This window comes from Psychrobacter sp. BF1 (genome assembly GCF_019279065.1).
Taxonomy (GTDB): Bacteria; Pseudomonadota; Gammaproteobacteria; order Pseudomonadales; family Moraxellaceae; genus Psychrobacter; species Psychrobacter urativorans.
The window spans coordinates 87136-106914 of record NZ_JAGYWV010000011.1 but is presented as its reverse complement, the minus strand read 5'-3'; the positions used below and the strand labels follow the sequence as shown (position 1 = coordinate 106914).

Below are 19779 nucleotides of genomic sequence, written 5' to 3'. Positions count from 1 at the left end.
CGATAACGCCTTGGACTTTATCCGTGTTAAAGACCACGCCTTTACCGTTGAGATCGTTACCAATATTAAAGGTAGTGGTGCCACCGACGTTGACTTGGCTATCGGCATAAGTGACTGAGTCGCTGTTAGCAAACCCTTTGCCTTTATTGGTGTTAAGAAATGGAAAAAGCTACGATTCATGAGAGATTGTAGCTTTTGATTAAGTCTAGTTTTTTTTATATATTGCAAGCTCTATATAGACCACATACTAAAATATACTACTCGACATACGGAACATAGTTATCAAATTCCCAGTGAAAATATTTTGATAAACTAACCAATTGTTCATCTAAGCCTTTATTAAGAGTACTTTTTTTTACTAAGTCCTTGATAAAACAAAGTAAATCATGTTTATTAAATACTTCCATTACGAATATACCTTTCTCTCTGAAGTAAATATTTTTATTTTCAATAATAATCTTATCAGAACTTTTTTCGTAATCATTAACTAAGTTAAAATGATATATATCACTTCCAAGCTCATCACCTAATAGTAAGTTGATCATCAAATTAAAACCATCATAACCTTTTAATTCAAAATCAGCGAAGTCTTGATGATCTTCGAATGATATATATTGTAATGTAAGCATTTTTTAGTCCTTAATATTCAAATGTGCGTTTACGATAACAGATCTTTTCTCAGTTGGCTTAGCACCTATAGGCACTTTACTTCTGTCATAAATTATTTCAATCTGTTCAAAATTAGCTTGTACACCAGTTGTGTTATATTGAGAAGGTCTTTTTGTAGTTGGTGCTCTATAAACTCTCATGCCATCACTACTTACAAAGACATTTGCATCACTTTTACTAACTCGATAACCTGATCCTACCCAGGCTTTACCCATAGCTTCAGCTTCTGCTCGCGTTGCTGTACCCATACCTACGTTACCTTTATTTTTAGATACATTCCTCAACATTCCTGACATTCGAGCCATTTGTTGTATTTCTGCTTGACTAATTTGTCTTGAGGCGATAGACCCAGCACCAGAACCAATGAAACCGCTACCAACGAAAGCAACAAAATATGGATCTTGAATTCCGTCTTGCCAACCTTTTAGATAACCAGAGAAACTACCTTCCATTACTGACATCTGCATTTGATTTAATGCTTTAGGATTACCTTCCGTGAGGTTGCCCATATTTACAATATTTGCGATAAGGATAGGTGTCGCGTTCATAAAGTCCTGAATTTCATTCTTACGAACTATAAAATCAGTTTTTTTGGTTAACTTGTTATAAGCAGTGTATCCAATAGTATCTCCCTGTTTATTTACTACCTCAACTAATTGCCATTGGCCGTTACTCATCACCGTAGGGCGATACGTTGCTCCCTGCCCTCTAAATTCATCAATACACCTCGTCCAATTCAAGCATTGATCTTGAAGTTTATTTAAAGCATTTTCCTCAACTGCAACCTTGCTAGTCTCAGCCGCATTTACAGCATCTGTGACATTTCCTGTAGTCGCACCTACAGTTAAACCAACTAAGCTAGTAATGCTACTAATAACATCCTTTTGTTCAGCAGATAGTTCACTTGATTTTTTCTGATAAAGTAGATTAGATAATAGCGGTGCGGTGGCTTCACCTGCACTGGCTGACAAACCACCCGTTAAAGCATCATTGCCAGTAGCGTAGCTAACAGCTGCTCCTAGTAAAGCATGGGCTAGAATATGACCCGCTTGCTGTCCATTGGTCAGTCCATCCGTTTGATCAGCTTCTAGCCCTTTATAATACTGTCCAACCTTGAACGATACTGCTGGACTGACAGCTTTCGCCACATAACCTGTAACGCCATTAGTATTCGGTCCGTAAATAGCGCCAGAGACAGCGTCAAACAGTAACCCTTGTTTTTGAACTTTATCTGCTTGCAGTAGCAAATTATCTCTATCAACTGTATTTCCTAACTGATCTTGTTCTTCAGCCTCTTCTCTTAAACCCTGCTCCTTCTTATTAAGCTCCGTCTTAATCTTACGCCGCTCCTGATCAAAGGCTTGGGTGATCTCTACCTGCGCCCCCAGCTCCTCATTGACTCGGGTTTCATCAAACCCATTCTCAAGCGCCCTTGCATACTCCTCTCGATTGTCAGTGGTGATGCCACTGTTACCCGCGATACCAGTTATGCCCGCACGGGTAGTACTGCTATCATTATCACTATCCGTGCCATAACCTAAACCGTTAGTATTGCCTTGAGGCTTGTTATCCGTCATACCAAGACTGATGCCAACTTGAATAGCATCTCCGTCATAGCTACTGGTGTTCTCTATGTCTTGAGTAGTAATACCGCCTTTACTGACATACTTGTTTAGACCCAATTCTAGCGCTTTGTCTGTGGTGGTAATCGCACCACCTATCAGCGTGGTTTTACCACCAACTTCTAGATCAAAGCCACCGTCTCCTGTGAAGATGCCCGACTGCTGACCCACCGCTTTATAGTCGGCATTAATGTCAGTCTTACCACCATTGACAGATAGACTAGACCCTGCACCCTCTAAAGCCACATCAAGGGTAAAGCCGATATTCTTTTGATTACTGTCGTAGGTTGCGGTGTCTTGTAGCGATTCGATGTTGACGTCGCCAAGGATTTGGCCTTGGGCTTTATTGGTGTTGATGACCCCGCCTTTGATATTTACATCATTACCGATGTCGAAGGTAGTGGTACCACCGACGTTGACTTGGCTATCGGCATAAGTGACTGAGTCGCTGTTGGCATAGCCTTTGCCTTTGCTGGCACTGGCGGTGATACCGACACCGCTACCTGTTGATGCATAGCCCCCAATAGCCGCACTTGAGCTTGAGTTATCACTACGAGTATTGCTGTTTTGTGCCACGGCGTTAATATTTAAGTTGTTATCCGCTTGGAACAGCGCGTCATTGGTGACGTTAAGATTACTGCCATTGATGTTGATGTTGCTATCGGTGCCACCGCCGGTTGCAATAAGGGCTAGGTTATTGGTAGTGATGTTTGAGGCGTGGTTGACCTCAGTGTAGCTTGAGCTGTTTGATTGACTCTTTTGAGTGCCTATAGTGGCTTGGATACGGGTGTTGCCCACGCCTTTGAGATTGCCATCGAGTAGATCGTACCCCGCACTATTGGCCTCGGCAGCTAAGGCTTTTACCTTTAATAACCCAGCAGCACCTGCCATACCTTTCATACGTACGCTTTGGGTATTGCCACCAGCATCGACTAGGGCGTCAATGCTCTGAGCACTGTCAATCAGGCTGTTTGAAACTGACACCGTTAGACCGCTTTGTTTAAACGTCTCTTCGCTTTGATTGGTGTAGACATCTTTGACACTATCGATGTTGATCTGTTTGGCGCGGACAATAGTGTTGCCACGCTCCGTGGAATTGATGTCTTTGTCGCTATCAGCGCCCATACCAGCAATCAAGTTACTACCTGTTTGCTGGTATTTACCGCCTGCCGTGATGATGACGTTGCCGTCGATTGCGCCAACATTGCTGGCAGTATGGGTCAAGGAGGTGCTGGTGTTACTTTCATCGGTTTGCTGGCGACCAATAGTGATACTGGCGCCACCTGTGCTAAACATGCCTGACTTTTTCTCTTGCGAGATATTAGTTTTACTTGAGGTGTTCTGGGCGGCTAAGATGCTGACATCACCCTTAGTCGCAATAAGCTGAGTACCACGGTCACTGAGGGCGTTAGTGCCTGTGAGGCTGATGTTTTGTCCTGCTTGGATAAATACTTTATCACCCTCAATGTTGCTACTGATGGCGGTATCGCTTTCACTGTTAAAGCGCTCTTGGCTGGTTCTTTTACTTAAGAAGCCACTGCTGCTCATTTTACTGGCGGTTGAGAAGTCTGTGGTGGCACGGCCCTCTGTGAAGGTGACGTCATTGTCGGCAACGATACTGGTAGTGCCTGTTTGACTGTTTAGGGTAGTGGCAACGCCTGTGACGTTGTTACCTGCTACGGTTAAGTTGCCAAAGCTAGTAACATTACTACCGTTATCTTGGGTCTGACCATCAGTGTAGTAGTTATTGCCATCACCAATGGCACGAACCTCATTGCCTGTATTGATCGCATTGAATTTGACGTCGCCTTTCTCGGAGATGATTTGGGTGTTGCCACTCTTGTTACTGGCGACCCCTGCGGCAAAGACAACATCATTCTTGGCGGCAATGGATAAGGTGGTTAAGGCTTGACCATTCTCATCCACTTGTCCTTTGAGGCCATCGCCTACGCCAATTGATCCCACTTGGTCAATGCCTGTGCGCGTGGCACTACTTGCGCCAAGCTGATTGCTGGTGCTATAGGTACTACTGGCATTGGTGATGGTATTGGCTTTTAACCCTAGCGTATTATCGGCATAAATAGTAGCGCCGATGTTGCTAATTTTATCGTCAGCGGTGATTCTAGCATCAGCACCACTTAAGCGACCGCCATTGGTATTGTTGACGTTGTTAGCGTTTACGTTAAGGGTTTTATAACCGTCAATAAGTCCTTGATTGTTGAGGTCTTCCTTGAGATTAATATTGACTTGGGCTGCGGCAATAAAGCTACCATCACCTTTGATCGCGCCTTGCTTAGCTCGTACGTAGACTTTGGGGGCAAGCACTGTCTGTGTGCTACCATCGGCAAGCGTGACTTGTTGCTGCTCAAGCCAGACGATGTCACTAGTTAGATTAGCCACTTGGCTTGCTGTGAGGGCGATACCTGGACGTATATTTAGCGTTTGAGCAACACTGATGCCCGCATCCATAAGCCCTTTATACTGCTCGTCCTGATTACTATAGTCACCTAAGTAGTAGCGACCTGTGAGCATCATGATCTGGTCGCGGATATACTGCTGCTCGTAGTAGCCATCCCCCAAACGCTTTTGGGTAATGTTAGGGTCAAGCTTTAGGCGCTGTAGCATATAGTCTGAGGTTAGCCAGTTTTTATAGTTAGCAAAGGCAGGATCCGTCTCTACTAAGTAGCTATTGGTACTATCGGCATCGATAGTGTAGAGGCTGTTATTGGGCAGACTTGTCGCACCATCGACACTTCGAATCTCATCGCCTGATGGGGAGACAGCTACCGTAATTGAGCTATTGTTGGTGGGAGCAGCTCCGCCTTGTAGAGCTGATACTGCTGAGCTATTACCATCGATTTGATTATCAACGGCAATCGTATCTTGTACGGATGGGGATAGATCAGCAAACTCCTTAAATCGCGCTACTGGTAGCTTAATAGTGCTCTCTTGAGAGTCAGTAAAGGCTATTGAGTCATCATTATCACGTTGATGATAGCGCTTAAACCCGCCGCGCCACCGTGACTCACTAAACTGACTAGTACCATTTTGAATAACTAATAGTTTGCCTTCACCATCTAGCTGCTCAAGGGTACTGTTACTTTCATCAAAGTCAATACGACCCCCTGCTAGAATTTGGCTTTTGTCATTGAGGACATAATCAGCATCCAGCGTCATATTACCACCAGCAATGATCTGCGCTGGGGCTGAGTCTAGCACTACGCTTTGTCTTTGACGCTCATTAACTATAATTTTTGTCCAAGCTCTAATCTCAACACGTCCATAACCTTCGTTATAAGCGCGTACCGCATTATCTAGTGCTTCATACTTTTCACTATCTTGCTCCTCCCAACTGTTAAGCTCAGCACCATAAGCTTGCAAGGCAGTATCATACTCTTTTTGCTGCTGCTTATATTGCTCAAGCGCACTATTGTACGCACTGCAAGCTGCACTGGCAGGATCACTACAGCTCTCTTGACCTGTAGGCGGCGTAGGCTTAGTAAGGGTAGGCTCAGGTGGCGCTTCTCTATTGGGCGGGGTCAGCTCAAAGTACGCCCAAACAGGATCACTATTCTTATAATTTAAGGTGCAGACGCTAGTAGGCCCATCATCACAGGTAGTCGCACTAGGTATTGGCGACTGACCCAGCTGACCCTCTTCAATAATATTATCATCGTCCTCAGCATATCTATATTGACCTGCACGGCTCCAAGACTCCCATTTTAATTTATCTAAAGGTATTTTGTTGTCAGTGGCTTTAGGTATGATAAATGTCTTTTGGTTCTCACTGCCTGCAACGTCTTGGATCTCAGTCTTAAACGATAGATTTTTATTAGTCAATTTATCAGCAGTGATTGACATATCACCAAACGATTCGATACGACCACTTAGATTGTTAACTTCTTTGGCATTAGCCGTAACCACGCCCTTGTCATCGATAGCGCCACCAATGGTTAGATTTTGATTACTAAGTATCCATGCATTATCTTGTGCCTTACTATTGGTAACAGTGCCACTTTGGTTATTGATCGTATCAGCAATGATCACCATATTGCCTCTTGAGGCGATAATAGCGCCTTTAGGGTTAGAGCGAGACCCTTGGTTATTTACGGTATTTGCTTTGATTAATACGGTTGTACCATAAATCTTAGCACTGTCATTATCAAGATAATTGGCCTGCAAATTCAAATCATTGGCATTGATTAGGCCTTTATTATGCAAAGTCTCAGTCGCTCTAAGCGCTACGCTATCGCTTACAATCGTGCCAGTACTATCGTTAGTGATATTATTCGCTTGTAGAGTAAGTTTATTACCTGCTTTGAGCTCAGCTTGGTTATTAAATCTACCAAGTGTTTTAATAGAGAGCTGATTATTAACTTGCAGATTATCGCCTGCTTGATGCGTATAATCTTGCTTGAGTGTGATGCTTGCATCGCCTTGACTGATAACAGAGCCTTGAGCATTGCTAAATTTATCAGCGATTAGCGTTATGTCTTTATCGCTTTTAAGCTCACCTTCTGCGTTAGACAGTGCTAAGGTTTGCGCATCAGTACCTATAGTTAATGCGTCTTTACCGTAGATATACCCTTTGGTATTTTGCAGGTCTTGTGAGAGTGATAAATTATTAGTAGTACCACTGATGTACCCTTGGTTATTATTTAAGGTTTTAGCATTGATAGTAATACTTGGCGCTTGTATGCCACCTGTGAAGTTTTTACCCTCCAGCTGATCGCTATTGCTAATTTGCTGCGCGGTAATATTTATCGCTTTATCAGATAATAATAATGAGTTTTTACCGACGTTCTCTACAGTATCAAAGCCAATATCTAATAAGCCTTTGCTACGGATGGTGCCCGAATTATTAGTGAGCGCGCCGTTTGGATTTTCTTGTTTGAGGCTAATTGTTGAATTGGCGTACAGACTACCTTGGGTATTATCAATACTCGATGCCAAACCATCGATCTGATTGGCAGATACTTCGCTATAGCTTGAATTAATGCGTTTAGCAGCACCTAATGATATTTTATCATCGGCAAAGACTTTGCCATAGCTTAGATCAAGGTTCTCAGTATTTGCATTGAGTTGAATATTTTTAGCTTGCAATGTGGCTTTGTTTAAATCTAACTCACTACCTACTAGTGTTAAGCTACCAGTAGCAATCGTCTGACCTTGATTGCTTTGTTTATTTTGACTGGTAATGTTCAGATCATATTCATCAGCTGATAAAGTGCCATCCTCACTCATACCAGCAATCATTTTAGATGTCGCATCTTGCACGGTGTCTTTTGCTTGAATAAAGAGTGTAGTACCCGCAGCTATAGTTGAGTTGTCTAAATTATCTACTCGATCTTTAACCTTTATATCTATCGCTTTAGCGCTACGAACTAGTGCCTTGTTCTGTGAGATGAGCGATTGACTATCAATATCGACATCTTGCTTAGCACTTATAAGGCCTTGGGTGTTATCCAGCTTACCGCTTAGCGTCACACCAAGCGTATCCTCTGCATAAATTTTGCCTTGGGTGTTGTCCAGCTGATTAGCTTTAGTCGTAACCGTTAGACCTTGCATTAGACCTTGAGTATTATTGATATTAGCTTGCGTGATAAGCGTAATATTTTTTTGACTCGCTAAAATACCCGCTGTGTTATCAATCCCTTGCTGACTGGTTATATTAAAACCTTGTTGACTGATTATCTGACCTTGTCTATTGTCAAGTTTCGCTAAATTCCAGTCAGCGTTACTCACCTGAATACGGCTGTTATCATTGTTCAAACGATTATTTAATTGCTGGTTATCAGTAATGAGCGTATCGACGGCTATGCTCGATTTTTTTAAATTACTAATATCATTTGCTTGTACATTCACCACACCAGTAGCACTGATTCGCGCATTGCTCGTTGTGTTGTTAATAGTAGTGGCTGTGATTGAGCCATTAGCGGTTACAGGAGTGAGTATAGGAGAGGTTGCGGGCACATCAGGGTTAGGTGATGGGTTCGCAGTATTATCTACAACTTGGGTTTGTGTGCCCGTATTAGCCGTACTAGGCGCTGTATTGACACTTGGCGTCGTCGCGATAGGTTGATTTTCATAAAGCGCTTGCCCAATGATCGCCTGATCTTGATTAATGAGCTTTTGGCTTTGTACTGCTAGCTTACCCGTACCTGTTTGCTCAATAAGACCCGTATTATCTAAAGTGGCAGTCTTTATATTAAGCTGTCCACTACTAATAGTGCCAGAGTTTTCAATACGTTGCTGATTGATCGCTTCAGTTTTGTCAAAGCTACTAATAAGACCTGAGTTAGTTAGGTCTTGACTGTCTAAAGTTATGGTCTTTTGACTGCTGCTGATGGTGCCTGAATTATTGATGCTACCTGTTTTTTTGACATTCAATTCTTCTTTTGAGGATAGCATACCTGAATTAACGAGATTACCGTTGCTATCGAGCTGCAAGCCGCCAACATTGGAGGCGATGATGCTCCCTGCATTGGTGACCCCCATACCTTTGTCAGTGCCGATCAGACGGATCTTGCCGGCGTACATCGCTCCCAACGCTGAAACGTCGAGCGCCACGCCTGTCGCTTGATTGCTTGCAGCACTATTAGGAGTAATAACCGTATCTGCCGCATCGGTCTCATAGCTGACTCGATTGCTACCAGTGATGACATCTAAACTCTTAGCATAGACTGCCGCATTAATCTCCGTGGTTTTGGCGAGGATCTGGGTGTAGTCAGCACCGCTAGTATTTAAGCCCTCACCTTCAACCCGAACCGCACCCTTACTGATATCAAAGCCCATCAAGCGGCCTTGATCCATCAGCGCCTCACCGGTAGTCAAGGTAGTGCGCGAGGCATTGATAAAGCCGCAACCGGCGCAAGTGATACCAGCGGGGTTAGCGATAATCAGCTCAGCACGGCCACCAGCAATCTCAGTAAACCCGCTCAAGCGGCTAGGATCGCTTGAATTGACCTCATTAAGGATAACCCGAGCCTCACCGCGTGCTAAATAAGGATTGCCCTCGACCCAACCGGCGAGCTGGGTTTGTGCATTGACGCGACTGTTATTCAAAATAGCGCCATCAGCGCCAACATCGAATTTGCTAAAAACGTTACGCGATACCCCAGCGGCGCTTGGCGATTGAATGTTGACTTGAGTTTTACCGTTTGAGGTATTCAGTATTGTCGCTTGTTGATTGGCCGCCGCATTGCGATCAGCGACTATAGTAGTGCTATCGGCATGAGCGGAGAGGCTGACGCTTGTTGCTACGATAGTGGCAAGACCTAATGACAACAGTACCTGTGAGCGTAGAGTGTCTAATTTGCCACCTTGATAGCTGCCTGCATTACCAGAAGCATTGAGCTGTCCAGACCTTTGACCGTTAATCTGCGAAGCACCAGCCACTTGACTGATATCGCTGCCACCCTCGCTTGCATTACTGGTTTTACCTTGCGATCTAGCGGCTTCGGACACCACCATGAGCATGCCACGGGCCTTGTTAAATACTACTCGATAGCATTGCTTATTCATAAAGATGTCCTTGGATATGTTTTTTGCAAAATAAATATTTTTAAAATTAACTGTGGTTTATATAGTGACGCTTATAGAACAGACTTAATACTGCCAGCCCAAGCTAAAGCCGGTGACCCAGTCTTTATCACTGAAGTTATCTGGCTGAGCTAATGGATAGCCGGCGAACAAGTCGTAACTAGTGCGCAGTGGAGTGACATAACCTTTAACGCCTACTACCCCGCCGACTAAATGATTGCCTAGCAGTAGATCATCTTGTGCTGTATTGTCCAACTTTACATACCCGGCATCGATACCGGCATAGACCGCATGGGGTCTGTCGCCTAGATAAGCACTTAGCTCTTGGCGGATCAGTGCGCCATGATCACCACTCAAGCTGCGCCCACCATCGAAACCGCGCACACTATAACGACCCCCAATGACAAAGCGTTCACTGGGAACTAACGCCTCTGTAGCATACTGCCCCTTTAAGGTAGTTTGGTATCGTAAAGCCTGCTTACCAATAGTCAGCGGACGACTCATATCGACATCGACTTTCACAATCCCAGCACGAGCACTACCTTCATTAAACAAGGCTTCAGGGGGATCTATCGCATCGAAGGCTCCTGTACCACGCTGATAGATAATATCGCCAAGCCATTGGCTCTTTCCAATACTAGTTTCATAACCTACCCCCAGCTTATAGCCTGCAGTACGGCGGCGTTGTACTTCAACTTCGGTATCATCAATATAGTTGTTTTGTTGCTTGGCGAAGCCGCCCGCTTTTAGATAAGTCTTACTGTGACTGTCACGGTGTACTAGCTGGCTGACTAATGCTTCCGTGTTATAAGACTCACCGCTGTAGACATAATCTTGATTGGCACCGGCAACCGTCTGATCATAGTTATAACCGCTGTGTGTGAGTGTCAGTTGAGTATTATCAATGGGTAATACATATCCGACGTTATAACCCCAACTACCATCATTCTTGTCGTTCCCACCATCAAGATCATGGTTATAAGACAGATATAACAAGTCGTTGTGCCAAGTTGGGTTGTCTAGTGACAAAGTAACGTTACCTTGATAGATGCCAGTGCTCTCTTGACCGGAGTCATCGACAGTTGCAGATAAGCGCCAGCGCTTATTTTGTTGCCATTTGACTTGAATATCACTATAGCCCGGTGTACTTATACGGCTGCTAGGACTAATAGAAAAATCAGCATCGGCAGTCGGTACCCGCTTAAAGTTCTCCAGCGCCTGTTCAATATCCCGCACGTTTAATAGATCGCCAGATTGCATCGGCATAGCTGGAGCAAAGTTAGCAGGATTACCGCTATTATCGATATATATTGGTCGACTGGCTTTGACATCTATCGGCGTTATTTGATCAATACGACCAGGGATAACTGTCAGATATAGATTACCGGATTTAAGATTTTGGTTATCAATTAGCACCCGAGTAGTGACATAACCCTGCTCAATGATACGGTTTTGTACCTTAGTGACTAGCTGATTGATATCATTTAAGGCCAGACAACTGCCTATTATAGAAGCCTTGCCTGTCGTAAAAGGGGTTAATGCAAAAGTGAATTTTTCGCTTAATTCACCAATCAAATAGATATTATTAATATCAAAACATGGCATAGCTGCTAAGTCAGTATTTTGCTCATTGGTAGCGGCTAGTGGTGAGGTAACTTCAAAAGGCCGAGTGTCAATAGTAACAGTAGGAGTGCTCAACTGCTGCTGCTTCAAGGCCTCAGTGCGTTGCTGTTGATACTGCTCAGGAGTGATAGCCTGAGCACTTATACTGACCCCAACACTGGCTATGCTGAGAACCAAGTAATGCCAAGCAGCGGTTGTTTTATTATTGCAATTGTGCTTATAGTGGCTTATTTTGGGATTAAAGGTTATTGTGTACATACGTTCACCATAGATATAATAGCGAAATTATGCTCTCAACAACTGTTGATTGCAACAATTTTATAATTTTTTTTAACGCTATGCTATTGCTTTTGAACCCTTATTTTTCACAGCTTATTTCTATAGCAATATTAGCGTGTGTTGAGCGTTAGGACACGTTAAGTATTAGAACCTATCGAGCATTAATGAATGAGACGCTAATAATTTTACTACTGAGCATGCATTATGAAAAAAATTGTATTACTAGTCATCACTAGCACAGTAGCAGCTGTCCCTGTCTATGCGGCAAACTATAGTAGTTTTATTGCTCCCAGCTCTTTAGGTAAAGATGTAGAAGTCTTAAATAGTCAGTATAAGCTGGGTCTAAAGAAGCAAAATTGGAATGGCTACAGTAATGCTGGCGCTGGTGCTTGCCAGCTGGATGTTGAAGTCACTAAAGGTAACAAAATCCGCTCCATTAGGATCATCAATAGCGCAAGTTGTCGTTATATAACTAAGTCAAATGTCACTTATAACAGTAAGACCAATACAACCAAAGACTTACTTAGCCAAGTCGATGTTGAAAATATTCAGTTTATTCCGGGTTGCTTTAACTGCCCCTCAACCATTGCGATCAGCGATAACTTGCTGATCGATCGCTCTATAGACCCTTACTACACTAAGTTTGAAATATCAGGTTATAACAAATCTTACTTAGGCTATATTGCCAAAAAGCTGTTCGGTAACCCGGTTGGTGGCAATTACAATGCCATGATGGACATGCTGGAATTAAGAGCCGCGCAAGAGATAGACTTTTACGATCGTAATGCCTTTAAAATACAAGCTATCAAGAGTTATGATCTGCAAGATAAGCCTTTAAGCTACACCATTATTGTTAAATAGTTTGGGGGCATGCTACTGTTGACAGTGTCATCCCCGCTGTTCCTGTTCCTCTTCCTCTTCCTGTCCGTGTTCCTATCAGCATTGTTACCTCTATTGCTCCTGTATAGCTCCTAAGCTTTATTCAGCATTTAGTCCCTCAGCTTTTGTCGCATAGATACTCTTATACATTGGCAAGGCGCTAAATAGCATCTTCCCTATCGTAGTACCGCCACCGTTACGGTAATAGTCAGCAAGCTCAGTACTATATTGTCTTATATCAACGCTGTTACTAGCATTAGGTAACTGCGCATCAGCGGGCAAGTTTGGAAACATAGGCTCTTGGCCTCTTAATGGCAGATAGCGCTGCAGAATGTCAGTGCTGATCTGACTGCCAAGCTTAGCTTGACTATCCACTGGCGCATAGCTACGGTTATGATGCCACTGCAACTGACCGCGATTATCGAGGCCATACAGGTCTTGTATTGGCAAGCTTACTAGTGTCTCTGACTCCACTGGCTGTTGTTGCTCTGGCTCATTGCTAGCTTTTTTCATCAGTGCCAATAGCTGCTCAACTAGCACCTTACTAGTAAAGGTCTGATCCTCTGCTGATGCATTACTCAGCTCATCATCTTGGCTTGGGGTGATTAGTTGCGGATACTGTTGAGTGATATCATGATAAAAGCTCTCGGCATAGTCGCTATAAGACTGTTTATAGCTGTCAAGACTACGGGTGCGCCTAATAATTTGAGCGCTTTGTAGCATCGGGTTCAGTTGCTGGGTGGATAATTTAGGGGATAGAGCCGTCAAACTATTCGGCGCTATAAAGTCGAACTGGCTAGCGTCAGCATTGGCGTAGTTATTATCCAAAGCCTTGAGATGGGCTTTGATAACCGCACTGCCAAAACCTTTGGGCAAACTGCCATCGTCCAGCGCTAACTTCAACCATTTGTTCTGCCATTTAGTGCCTAATTTATTATCCAACAGCTCTGAATTAAACAGTGCAAAATTATCAGCCCAAAGATAGATATTGCCGCCCTTAAAATCGATATAAACCGGCTGATTCATACTAGTTTGATTATTGCGCCCTTGATACTGCACACTGCCGAGCATAGTGAATCTGCCAGCTAATGGCTGATAGACGCCTTGAGCGTTAATCGATAACGGTTTGAGTAAATAGGCATCTAGTAGTTGCGCTTTTTTATTATCCGTTACTGAGGCCATATCCTCGTAGTTATCGAACAGCTGCTGATAATAAGGCGATACTACTGCGCCTCGGCTAGTACTAGCTGCAGCAATAGTGCTGCTACTGCTTGTAGCTTGATTTTTAGCGCCCTTAATACGGCTAGTCTCAACGATAGTCGCGCCAGCCGCGCCAGAGGTTTCGCTGTTAAGCTTAGCACCCGCTTTTAGCGCTACCGCTGCGTCACGACTATCTATGCTATAGGCTGTGCTTTCACCTTCATCACTATAATCGCCATAACTGCTATCATCTTCAGGATACTGATTGGCATCCCAAGCCAAATAAGCCTCATTACAAGCTAAATAGTTCTGCTTTAGCGCTTGGCGCTGAGTCTCATAAGCGCTAGTAGAAATATCTAACTGCTGCGCTTGAGCTTGCACTAATAGATCGGCATAAGCTTGGTCATGAGTATCCTCACAGTAGTCATCGATATAGCCTGTTTTCGCTAAGGGTTGTATAGCCGCTGGCGTTGTATTGCCAGCGCTAAATTGCGCCTCATTACTTATTTCGACATTGCTATGATAGCTAAAAGACTGGCGACGCTGCTGCTGTAGCGCCGTTGCTAGAGCCGTTTTTGCAGCGCTGGGCGTGTTATTAGTGGCTATATTAGCTTGGCTCAAAGCAGTGGACTGGCACCCTGCCAATAACAAGCCGGCGCTTACTAATGCTCCTGTTAGCACTAGGCTAGTGGTTTTAATTGATTGCAAACGAGCGAGAGTAGATGCAGGTGCTATGTTCATTTTTTATCCTTAAAGCATAGTGTTAGACGTAACAGATGACCGGGAGCTGCTGTTAATTAGGTAGCCCCTACCTTTGCTAGTTAGAATCATTGACTATCAAGAGAGATATCCGCATCTTCAGTCTTTACGGCATCAACAGCGTCTATATAGTCTTGGGTAGTTTCATAGGTACTGTCGTCATCATAGCTATAGCGAGCATAGCGCGCTTGTCTCAGTTGCTCTGTGCGTTGGCGCTGGCTAGTTAACCAAGCATTACCATCCATAGCTGGTTGCGAGTTGGGGCCAAACGACTGGGCTAATAATGGCGTTAAGGCATGTTGGTTAAAGCTAGCTTGGTCATAGCGAATTTGATTGAGGACCGCAGTGCGTGCACCCATCAAATCGCCGCCGATGTTTATAGTCTGCTGTTTGGCCAATAGTCGATCTGCCCGGTCTAAATAGTAATAGTTGACCTGATTAAAGGAGATAGGACCTATAGCTTCTATCAGCTGTAGTAAGGCGCCAACATCAGCGCTTTGGTAGCCCTTATTATAGAGTTGGATTTTATTAATGGCTTTTTTCAGCGCCGCATCATCAGTATATTTATCAGGGTTAGCCTCGACATAGCGGGCTAAAGAGCGGCTGACATATTTGAGCATCTTACCGATCATCTCACCGCTTTGTTGACTACCGAAATAGACTTTTACGGCGCGTTCAGCCCCGACTTCTTTAGCAAAAGCATCGTCACGGATATCGACCGCACTGAAGTTTTCGGCCGACAACTCAGCCATACTATCTGGTATAGCAGCGATCACAGCATCATAAATCACTGCAGAAGGTAGCTGTGAGGTAATCGTTTCCGGTAAGCCAAAATTCACAGTATGGCTGCTCATTTGTTCAGGCAAAGGCGTATGTTCAGGGTTGACTAAGGCTACTAAAGGCAGTAGAGCTGAGGGGTCAATAGTGATACGGCTGTTGTTAAAATCGATCGCTAGTGGTATCTGCACTGAGGAGCTAAGCGTTGGGGTGCTATAGTCATAGCTATAAACACTTTGCAGCTGTTTTTGCTTAGGCTGATAGTGGCTAACACTATTGAAGGTTAAATGCTTATACTGATATGCATTCATCGCCTCTACTTGCTCTGGCGTACGTTGCAACATACCTAAAGCTATGCCGATCATGCCAGCGAATGGATCGTACGCAGCAGCGCCACCTTGCGTAGCCGCTTGCTGTTTCTGGTTTTGCATCGCCTCATAATCTCTTAGCAGACCCTTTGGATTTAGCCTCCCTAGTCTTGACGAGCTGGCACTGCTGTCCTCCTCATCTGAGTTATCGCCATAAACGCCGTCTTTATCATAGCCGTACTCATCCAAGCCGCGATTGTCAAAACCATTTACATCATAGCCATCGTAGTCATAACCTTGATAATCATAACCGTCTGTATTGTAGCCATCTTGGTCATAACCCTCTCGATCGTAACCGTCTTGATCATAGCCATATTGGTTAAAACCATCAGCATCGTATGACTCTGCTTCATCACTATTTATTGCCGCTACCGCAGCAGCGACAGCTGCTTGTGCTGCTTCTACCGCTTCATCGTCAGTATAAGCCTCTGCTGCATAGTCAATATCAGAGTCTACAACACAGACTTCATAAGCGTCATCGTTACTATTGTCATTACAGCTATTTGATTGCGCTGCCTCAAGCTCTGCCCTAGCCTCAGCGACTTGTGCATCAGTATCACTATCACTATAGTCAGCTGAGTTTTGGTTTTTATAAGCATAAAGCTCGATCATGGTTCGCAGTAAACTACTAGATCCAGCATCGATACTGTCGGCTTTGGTAAAAGGTACTACCTGATAATGGGCTTGCGCTACCGCCACTTGTTCGCCTGCTAGATGCTGGCGGATGGCGCTAAGCAAACGTGATTTGGCTTGGGATTCGCTATTAGGGTATTTAGTCTGATCAAATAGCTGCTGATAGCGTTGATCATTGGCTAACAGCTGAGCATTAAATGCGCTTCCTTGTGCGCTATCGACTTTATTAAAATCAATCATCGCTTGGCTAGCGTTCTTCGAGGGCGTTGGGCTAGTCTGACAACCTGACAGCACTACAGCGGCGCTACCGAACACTAACAGATAGGCGGCGGTTATTACTGCAGGTTTTTTATTATGAGGGTCAGCTGACTTCCTGAGCTGCCCCTTATAACGACGCTGGAGGTAATGCGTAGGCAATGACATAAAAATCCCTTTATTCATGCTGATAGCTATTTTTGATTACTGTTTTTGCTTGCTATTTTTGCTTAATAAGGTCGAATATTCAATGCTCACTAATGAGCTGTGCATTGGTAAAAATTAATAAAAATAGCGTCTATATTGCTATTTATAACACATAAAATTACATATTAGTAATTAATAAGCAATACAAAAATACTTATATATTGACTGCTATTACCAGTGGTAGAGCAAGGAGCATGGCAAGCTGCATTGCAACTAGCTGAACTAGGGTTTTCATGGTGGATAAACACAGCCAATTATTGAGCTTATAGAGGTAAATAGTCTGATGTATAAACTTCTATCCATAAAAAAAGCATAATCTTTACTAGATAATGCTTTTTGTTAGGCCGTGTTAGCTTTGACTGCCATGAGCTCATAGGAGTAACTCACCATAAGCGAATGTGCTCTTTATTATTTTGGTCTTGAATAACTAGACCGTTATAAAAATTTAAACTAAACCCATCATTATTATCAGTTTTGTAATGATAGCTCCTACTATCGCCTAGATTAATTAACTTATAAACCTCATCACCGCCGATATCTAAATAGCGACCAACATCACCATCTGGCCATTTAATAGTCAGCAGCTCTAAATCTGCGCGGCTACCAAAAATCTTTTTCGCTCGACTATCTATCGATGATTTGACATTAGTTAAAGTTACTAGACACTTTTTATTGGCAATCTGCATCTTATAAGCACAATTATAATAACTAGAAGCTGGGGCTTCTTCTTGTATGAACTCTTCAATTGAAGGGGCGGCTCGTACTTGGGTTACGCTAAACATAACGGCTAAACCCATAGCGGTTGCGAATAGTTTTTTCATAATGATCTCCAGATAGTATTAATAAGGTGACGACCAGGATAAAATTTTATAACAAACTATAGTCTAAGCTTTCACTCATTAATATTACTATTAAACCACTAGCTTTTGAAGTGTTAAGCTGGTTATATATAACGGACAATTCTAGCAGATAAATTGACCTGCCTATCCCTCTCGTAAAAAGGACTTTGCGATGCAAAAACCAAGCTTACAGTCTCAACAGAATCTAGCCTCCATAAAAGCTGCTATTTTTGTTATCAGTAGCTCTTTTTTAATATCGGTATCAGCTAATGCTGCTGTGCCAATCCATAGCACTATAAACAACAGTGCTATAAATACTAGTGCTATTAACCTAGCTATTATGACTGAGGCTCCAACGGTAGTGTCCGAGACTAAGCGTGTCACACGTGCCGCTCCTAATAGCCTCAAGACTATGCCTGTTACCAGACCAGCTACCGCTAAAGCGGACCAAGCTATTTATTCAAACGATGCTATCGAGCATCCGCTTTGGGCTAAGAACGGTATGGTCGCCAGCCAAGAAGCCTTAGCCTCTGATATTGGCTTACAGATACTCAAACAAGGCGGTAATGCCGTTGATGCTGCAGTAGCCGTAGGCTTTGCGTTAGCGGTAACTCTGCCTCGTGCTGGCAATATCGGCGGTGGGGGCTTTATGATGATTTATGATGCCAAGCAGGGCAAAACTATAGCGCTTGATTACCGTGAAAAAGCACCTAGTAGTGCTACCCGTGATATGTATTTGGATAAAGACAGTAATGCGGTCAGCGACTTGTCCCGCTATCATGGACTAGCAGTAGGTGTCCCAGGAACCGTGGCTGGGCTACTAAAAGCATTAGAGGATCACGGCACTATGAGCCGCGGAAAAGTGATGGCACCAGCGATTGCCTTGGCAGCCGATGGTATTGAAGTGACCCCTGGCTTATCCGAATCTCTAGAAGCCCTAAAAGATCGTATGCAAAAGTGGCCAAGCACTAGCAAGATATTCTTTAAACCTGATGGTAGCACTTATCAGCCCGGTGAGCGTTTGCGTCAGCCGGAGCTAGCTCAGTCTCTCAAACTCATTGCGGCACAAGGCAATGATGGTTTTTATAAAGGCGATACCGCCCGTAAGCTCGTCAAGGCAGTCAATGAGGCAGGGGGTAGTATGAGCTTGCAAGACTTAGCAGATTATCAAGCCATTGCTCGCCAGCCGGTCACCGGCAACTATCGCGGTTATGATATTGTCTCTATGCCACCACCCTCCTCTGGCGGTATTCACATCGTGCAGATCTTAAATATTTTAGAGGGTTATCCCCTAAAAGACTATGGGCAAAATAGTGCCCAAACTATTCATTTAATGGCCGAAGCAATGCAGTTAGCTTATGCCGATCGCTCAGAGTATTTAGGCGATTCTGACTTTATTGATGTTCCTAGTAGTGGTCTTACCGCTAGACCTTATGCCGATAAGTTACGCCAGTTAATCGATCCCAATAAAGCCACGCCAGCAGCAACTATTAAGGCCAATAATCCGCTCCCTTATGAAAGCGATCAGACAACCCATTTCTCTGTCGTTGATAAAGACGGCAATGCAGTAGCCAATACTTATACCCTTAACTTCTCTTATGGCACCGGCTTAGTCGCTGAAGGTACAGGGATTTTGTTGAATAACGAGATGGATGATTTCTCTGCCAAGTCTGGGGTGCCCAATGCTTATGGATTGATTGGTGGTGAGGCCAATAGCGTTGAAGCTGGCAAGCGCCCGCTGTCTTCTATGAGTCCTACTTTAGTATTCAAAGACAGCAAGCCTTATATCGTCACCGGTAGTCCTGGTGGCAGTCGTATTATTACTACTGTTACTCAAATCATCTCTAATGTCATCGACCATGATATGAATATCGCCGAAGCCACTCATGCTCCGCGTATTCATGACCAATGGCTACCCGATGAGATTCGTATCGAAAAAGCGCTCAATGTCGATACTATAAATAAGCTGCAGTCGATGGGACATAAAGTTAGTGCGCAACAAGCTATGGGCTCTACTCAATCTATTATGCTAACCCCAACAGGTATTTACGGCTCATCAGATCCACGCATTGTTGATGCGGCAGTAGTCGGCTATTAATCGTACGTAATGTGCTTCTAGGTAAATTT

8 protein-coding genes and 1 pseudogene are annotated in these 19779 nt (G+C 43.8%); 2 read left to right on the top strand and 7 right to left on the bottom strand.

The features are described 5' to 3' along the window. From KZA12_RS15075 to KZA12_RS12215, 4 genes and pseudogenes are all read right to left on the bottom strand, one after another. A pseudogene (locus KZA12_RS15075) lies at positions 1-145 on the bottom strand (hemagglutinin repeat-containing protein); the annotation flags it as partial. Positions 146-257: 112 nt separating this feature from the next. Beyond that, positions 258-629 (bottom strand): Imm8 family immunity protein, encoded by a 372-nt coding sequence (locus KZA12_RS12225; protein ID WP_216580540.1) that lies wholly within the window; start codon positions 627-629, stop codon positions 258-260. A 3-nt stretch (positions 630-632) separates the two neighbouring features. After that, positions 633-9815: a hemagglutinin repeat-containing protein gene (locus KZA12_RS12220; RefSeq protein WP_218690405.1), complete on the bottom strand. Its 9183-nt coding sequence runs from the start codon at positions 9813-9815 to the stop codon at positions 633-635. A gap of 84 nt (positions 9816-9899) precedes the next feature. Then, positions 9900-11714: a ShlB/FhaC/HecB family hemolysin secretion/activation protein gene (locus KZA12_RS12215; RefSeq protein WP_218690404.1), complete on the bottom strand. Its 1815-nt coding sequence runs from the start codon at positions 11712-11714 to the stop codon at positions 9900-9902. Between the two features lie 225 nt (positions 11715-11939). Between KZA12_RS12215 and KZA12_RS12210 the strand changes: the two genes are divergently transcribed. Then, positions 11940-12596, top strand: a complete 657-nt coding sequence (locus KZA12_RS12210; protein ID WP_218690403.1) for a hypothetical protein — start codon at positions 11940-11942, stop codon at positions 12594-12596. Positions 12597-12713: 117 nt separating this feature from the next. Here KZA12_RS12210 and KZA12_RS12205 read toward each other — a convergent pair whose 3' ends face one another. The 3 genes from KZA12_RS12205 to KZA12_RS12195 all read right to left on the bottom strand — a co-directional run bounded on the left by KZA12_RS12205 (position 12714) and on the right by KZA12_RS12195 (position 17634). Further along, entirely contained in the window at positions 12714-14555 is a 1842-nt protein-coding gene (locus tag KZA12_RS12205; RefSeq protein ID WP_218690402.1) for a hypothetical protein, read from the bottom strand. An 86-nt stretch (positions 14556-14641) separates the two neighbouring features. Further along, on the bottom strand, positions 14642-16774 hold the full coding sequence (locus KZA12_RS12200; protein WP_218690401.1) for a hypothetical protein: 2133 nt from the start codon (positions 16772-16774) through the stop codon (positions 14642-14644). Positions 16775-17196: 422 nt separating this feature from the next. Beyond that, positions 17197-17634: a hypothetical protein gene (locus KZA12_RS12195; protein ID WP_216580548.1), complete on the bottom strand. Its 438-nt coding sequence runs from the start codon at positions 17632-17634 to the stop codon at positions 17197-17199. Positions 17635-17824: 190 nt separating this feature from the next. On the opposite strand from KZA12_RS12195, the gene ggt reads away from it, so the two are divergent. Continuing rightward, positions 17825-19750, top strand: coding sequence for a gamma-glutamyltransferase (gene ggt, locus KZA12_RS12190; RefSeq protein ID WP_218690400.1), 1926 nt, complete (start codon positions 17825-17827; stop codon positions 19748-19750). Positions 19751-19779: the final 29 nt, after the last annotated feature.

Excerpts from the sequence above, each read along its gene's own strand:
- KZA12_RS12225 (WP_216580540.1), bottom strand. The coding sequence starts at position 629 with ATGCTTACATTACAATATATATCATTCGAAGATCATCAAGACTTCGCT.
- KZA12_RS12220 (WP_218690405.1), bottom strand. The coding sequence starts at position 9,815 with ATGAATAAGCAATGCTATCGAGTAGTATTTAACAAGGCCCGTGGCATG.
- KZA12_RS12215 (WP_218690404.1), bottom strand. The coding sequence starts at position 11,714 with ATGTACACAATAACCTTTAATCCCAAAATAAGCCACTATAAGCACAAT.
- KZA12_RS12210 (WP_218690403.1), top strand. The coding sequence starts at position 11,940 with ATGAAAAAAATTGTATTACTAGTCATCACTAGCACAGTAGCAGCTGTC.
- KZA12_RS12205 (WP_218690402.1), bottom strand. The coding sequence starts at position 14,555 with ATGAACATAGCACCTGCATCTACTCTCGCTCGTTTGCAATCAATTAAA.
- KZA12_RS12200 (WP_218690401.1), bottom strand. The coding sequence starts at position 16,774 with ATGTCATTGCCTACGCATTACCTCCAGCGTCGTTATAAGGGGCAGCTC.
- KZA12_RS12195 (WP_216580548.1), bottom strand. The coding sequence starts at position 17,634 with ATGAAAAAACTATTCGCAACCGCTATGGGTTTAGCCGTTATGTTTAGC.
- ggt (WP_218690400.1), top strand. The coding sequence starts at position 17,825 with ATGCAAAAACCAAGCTTACAGTCTCAACAGAATCTAGCCTCCATAAAA.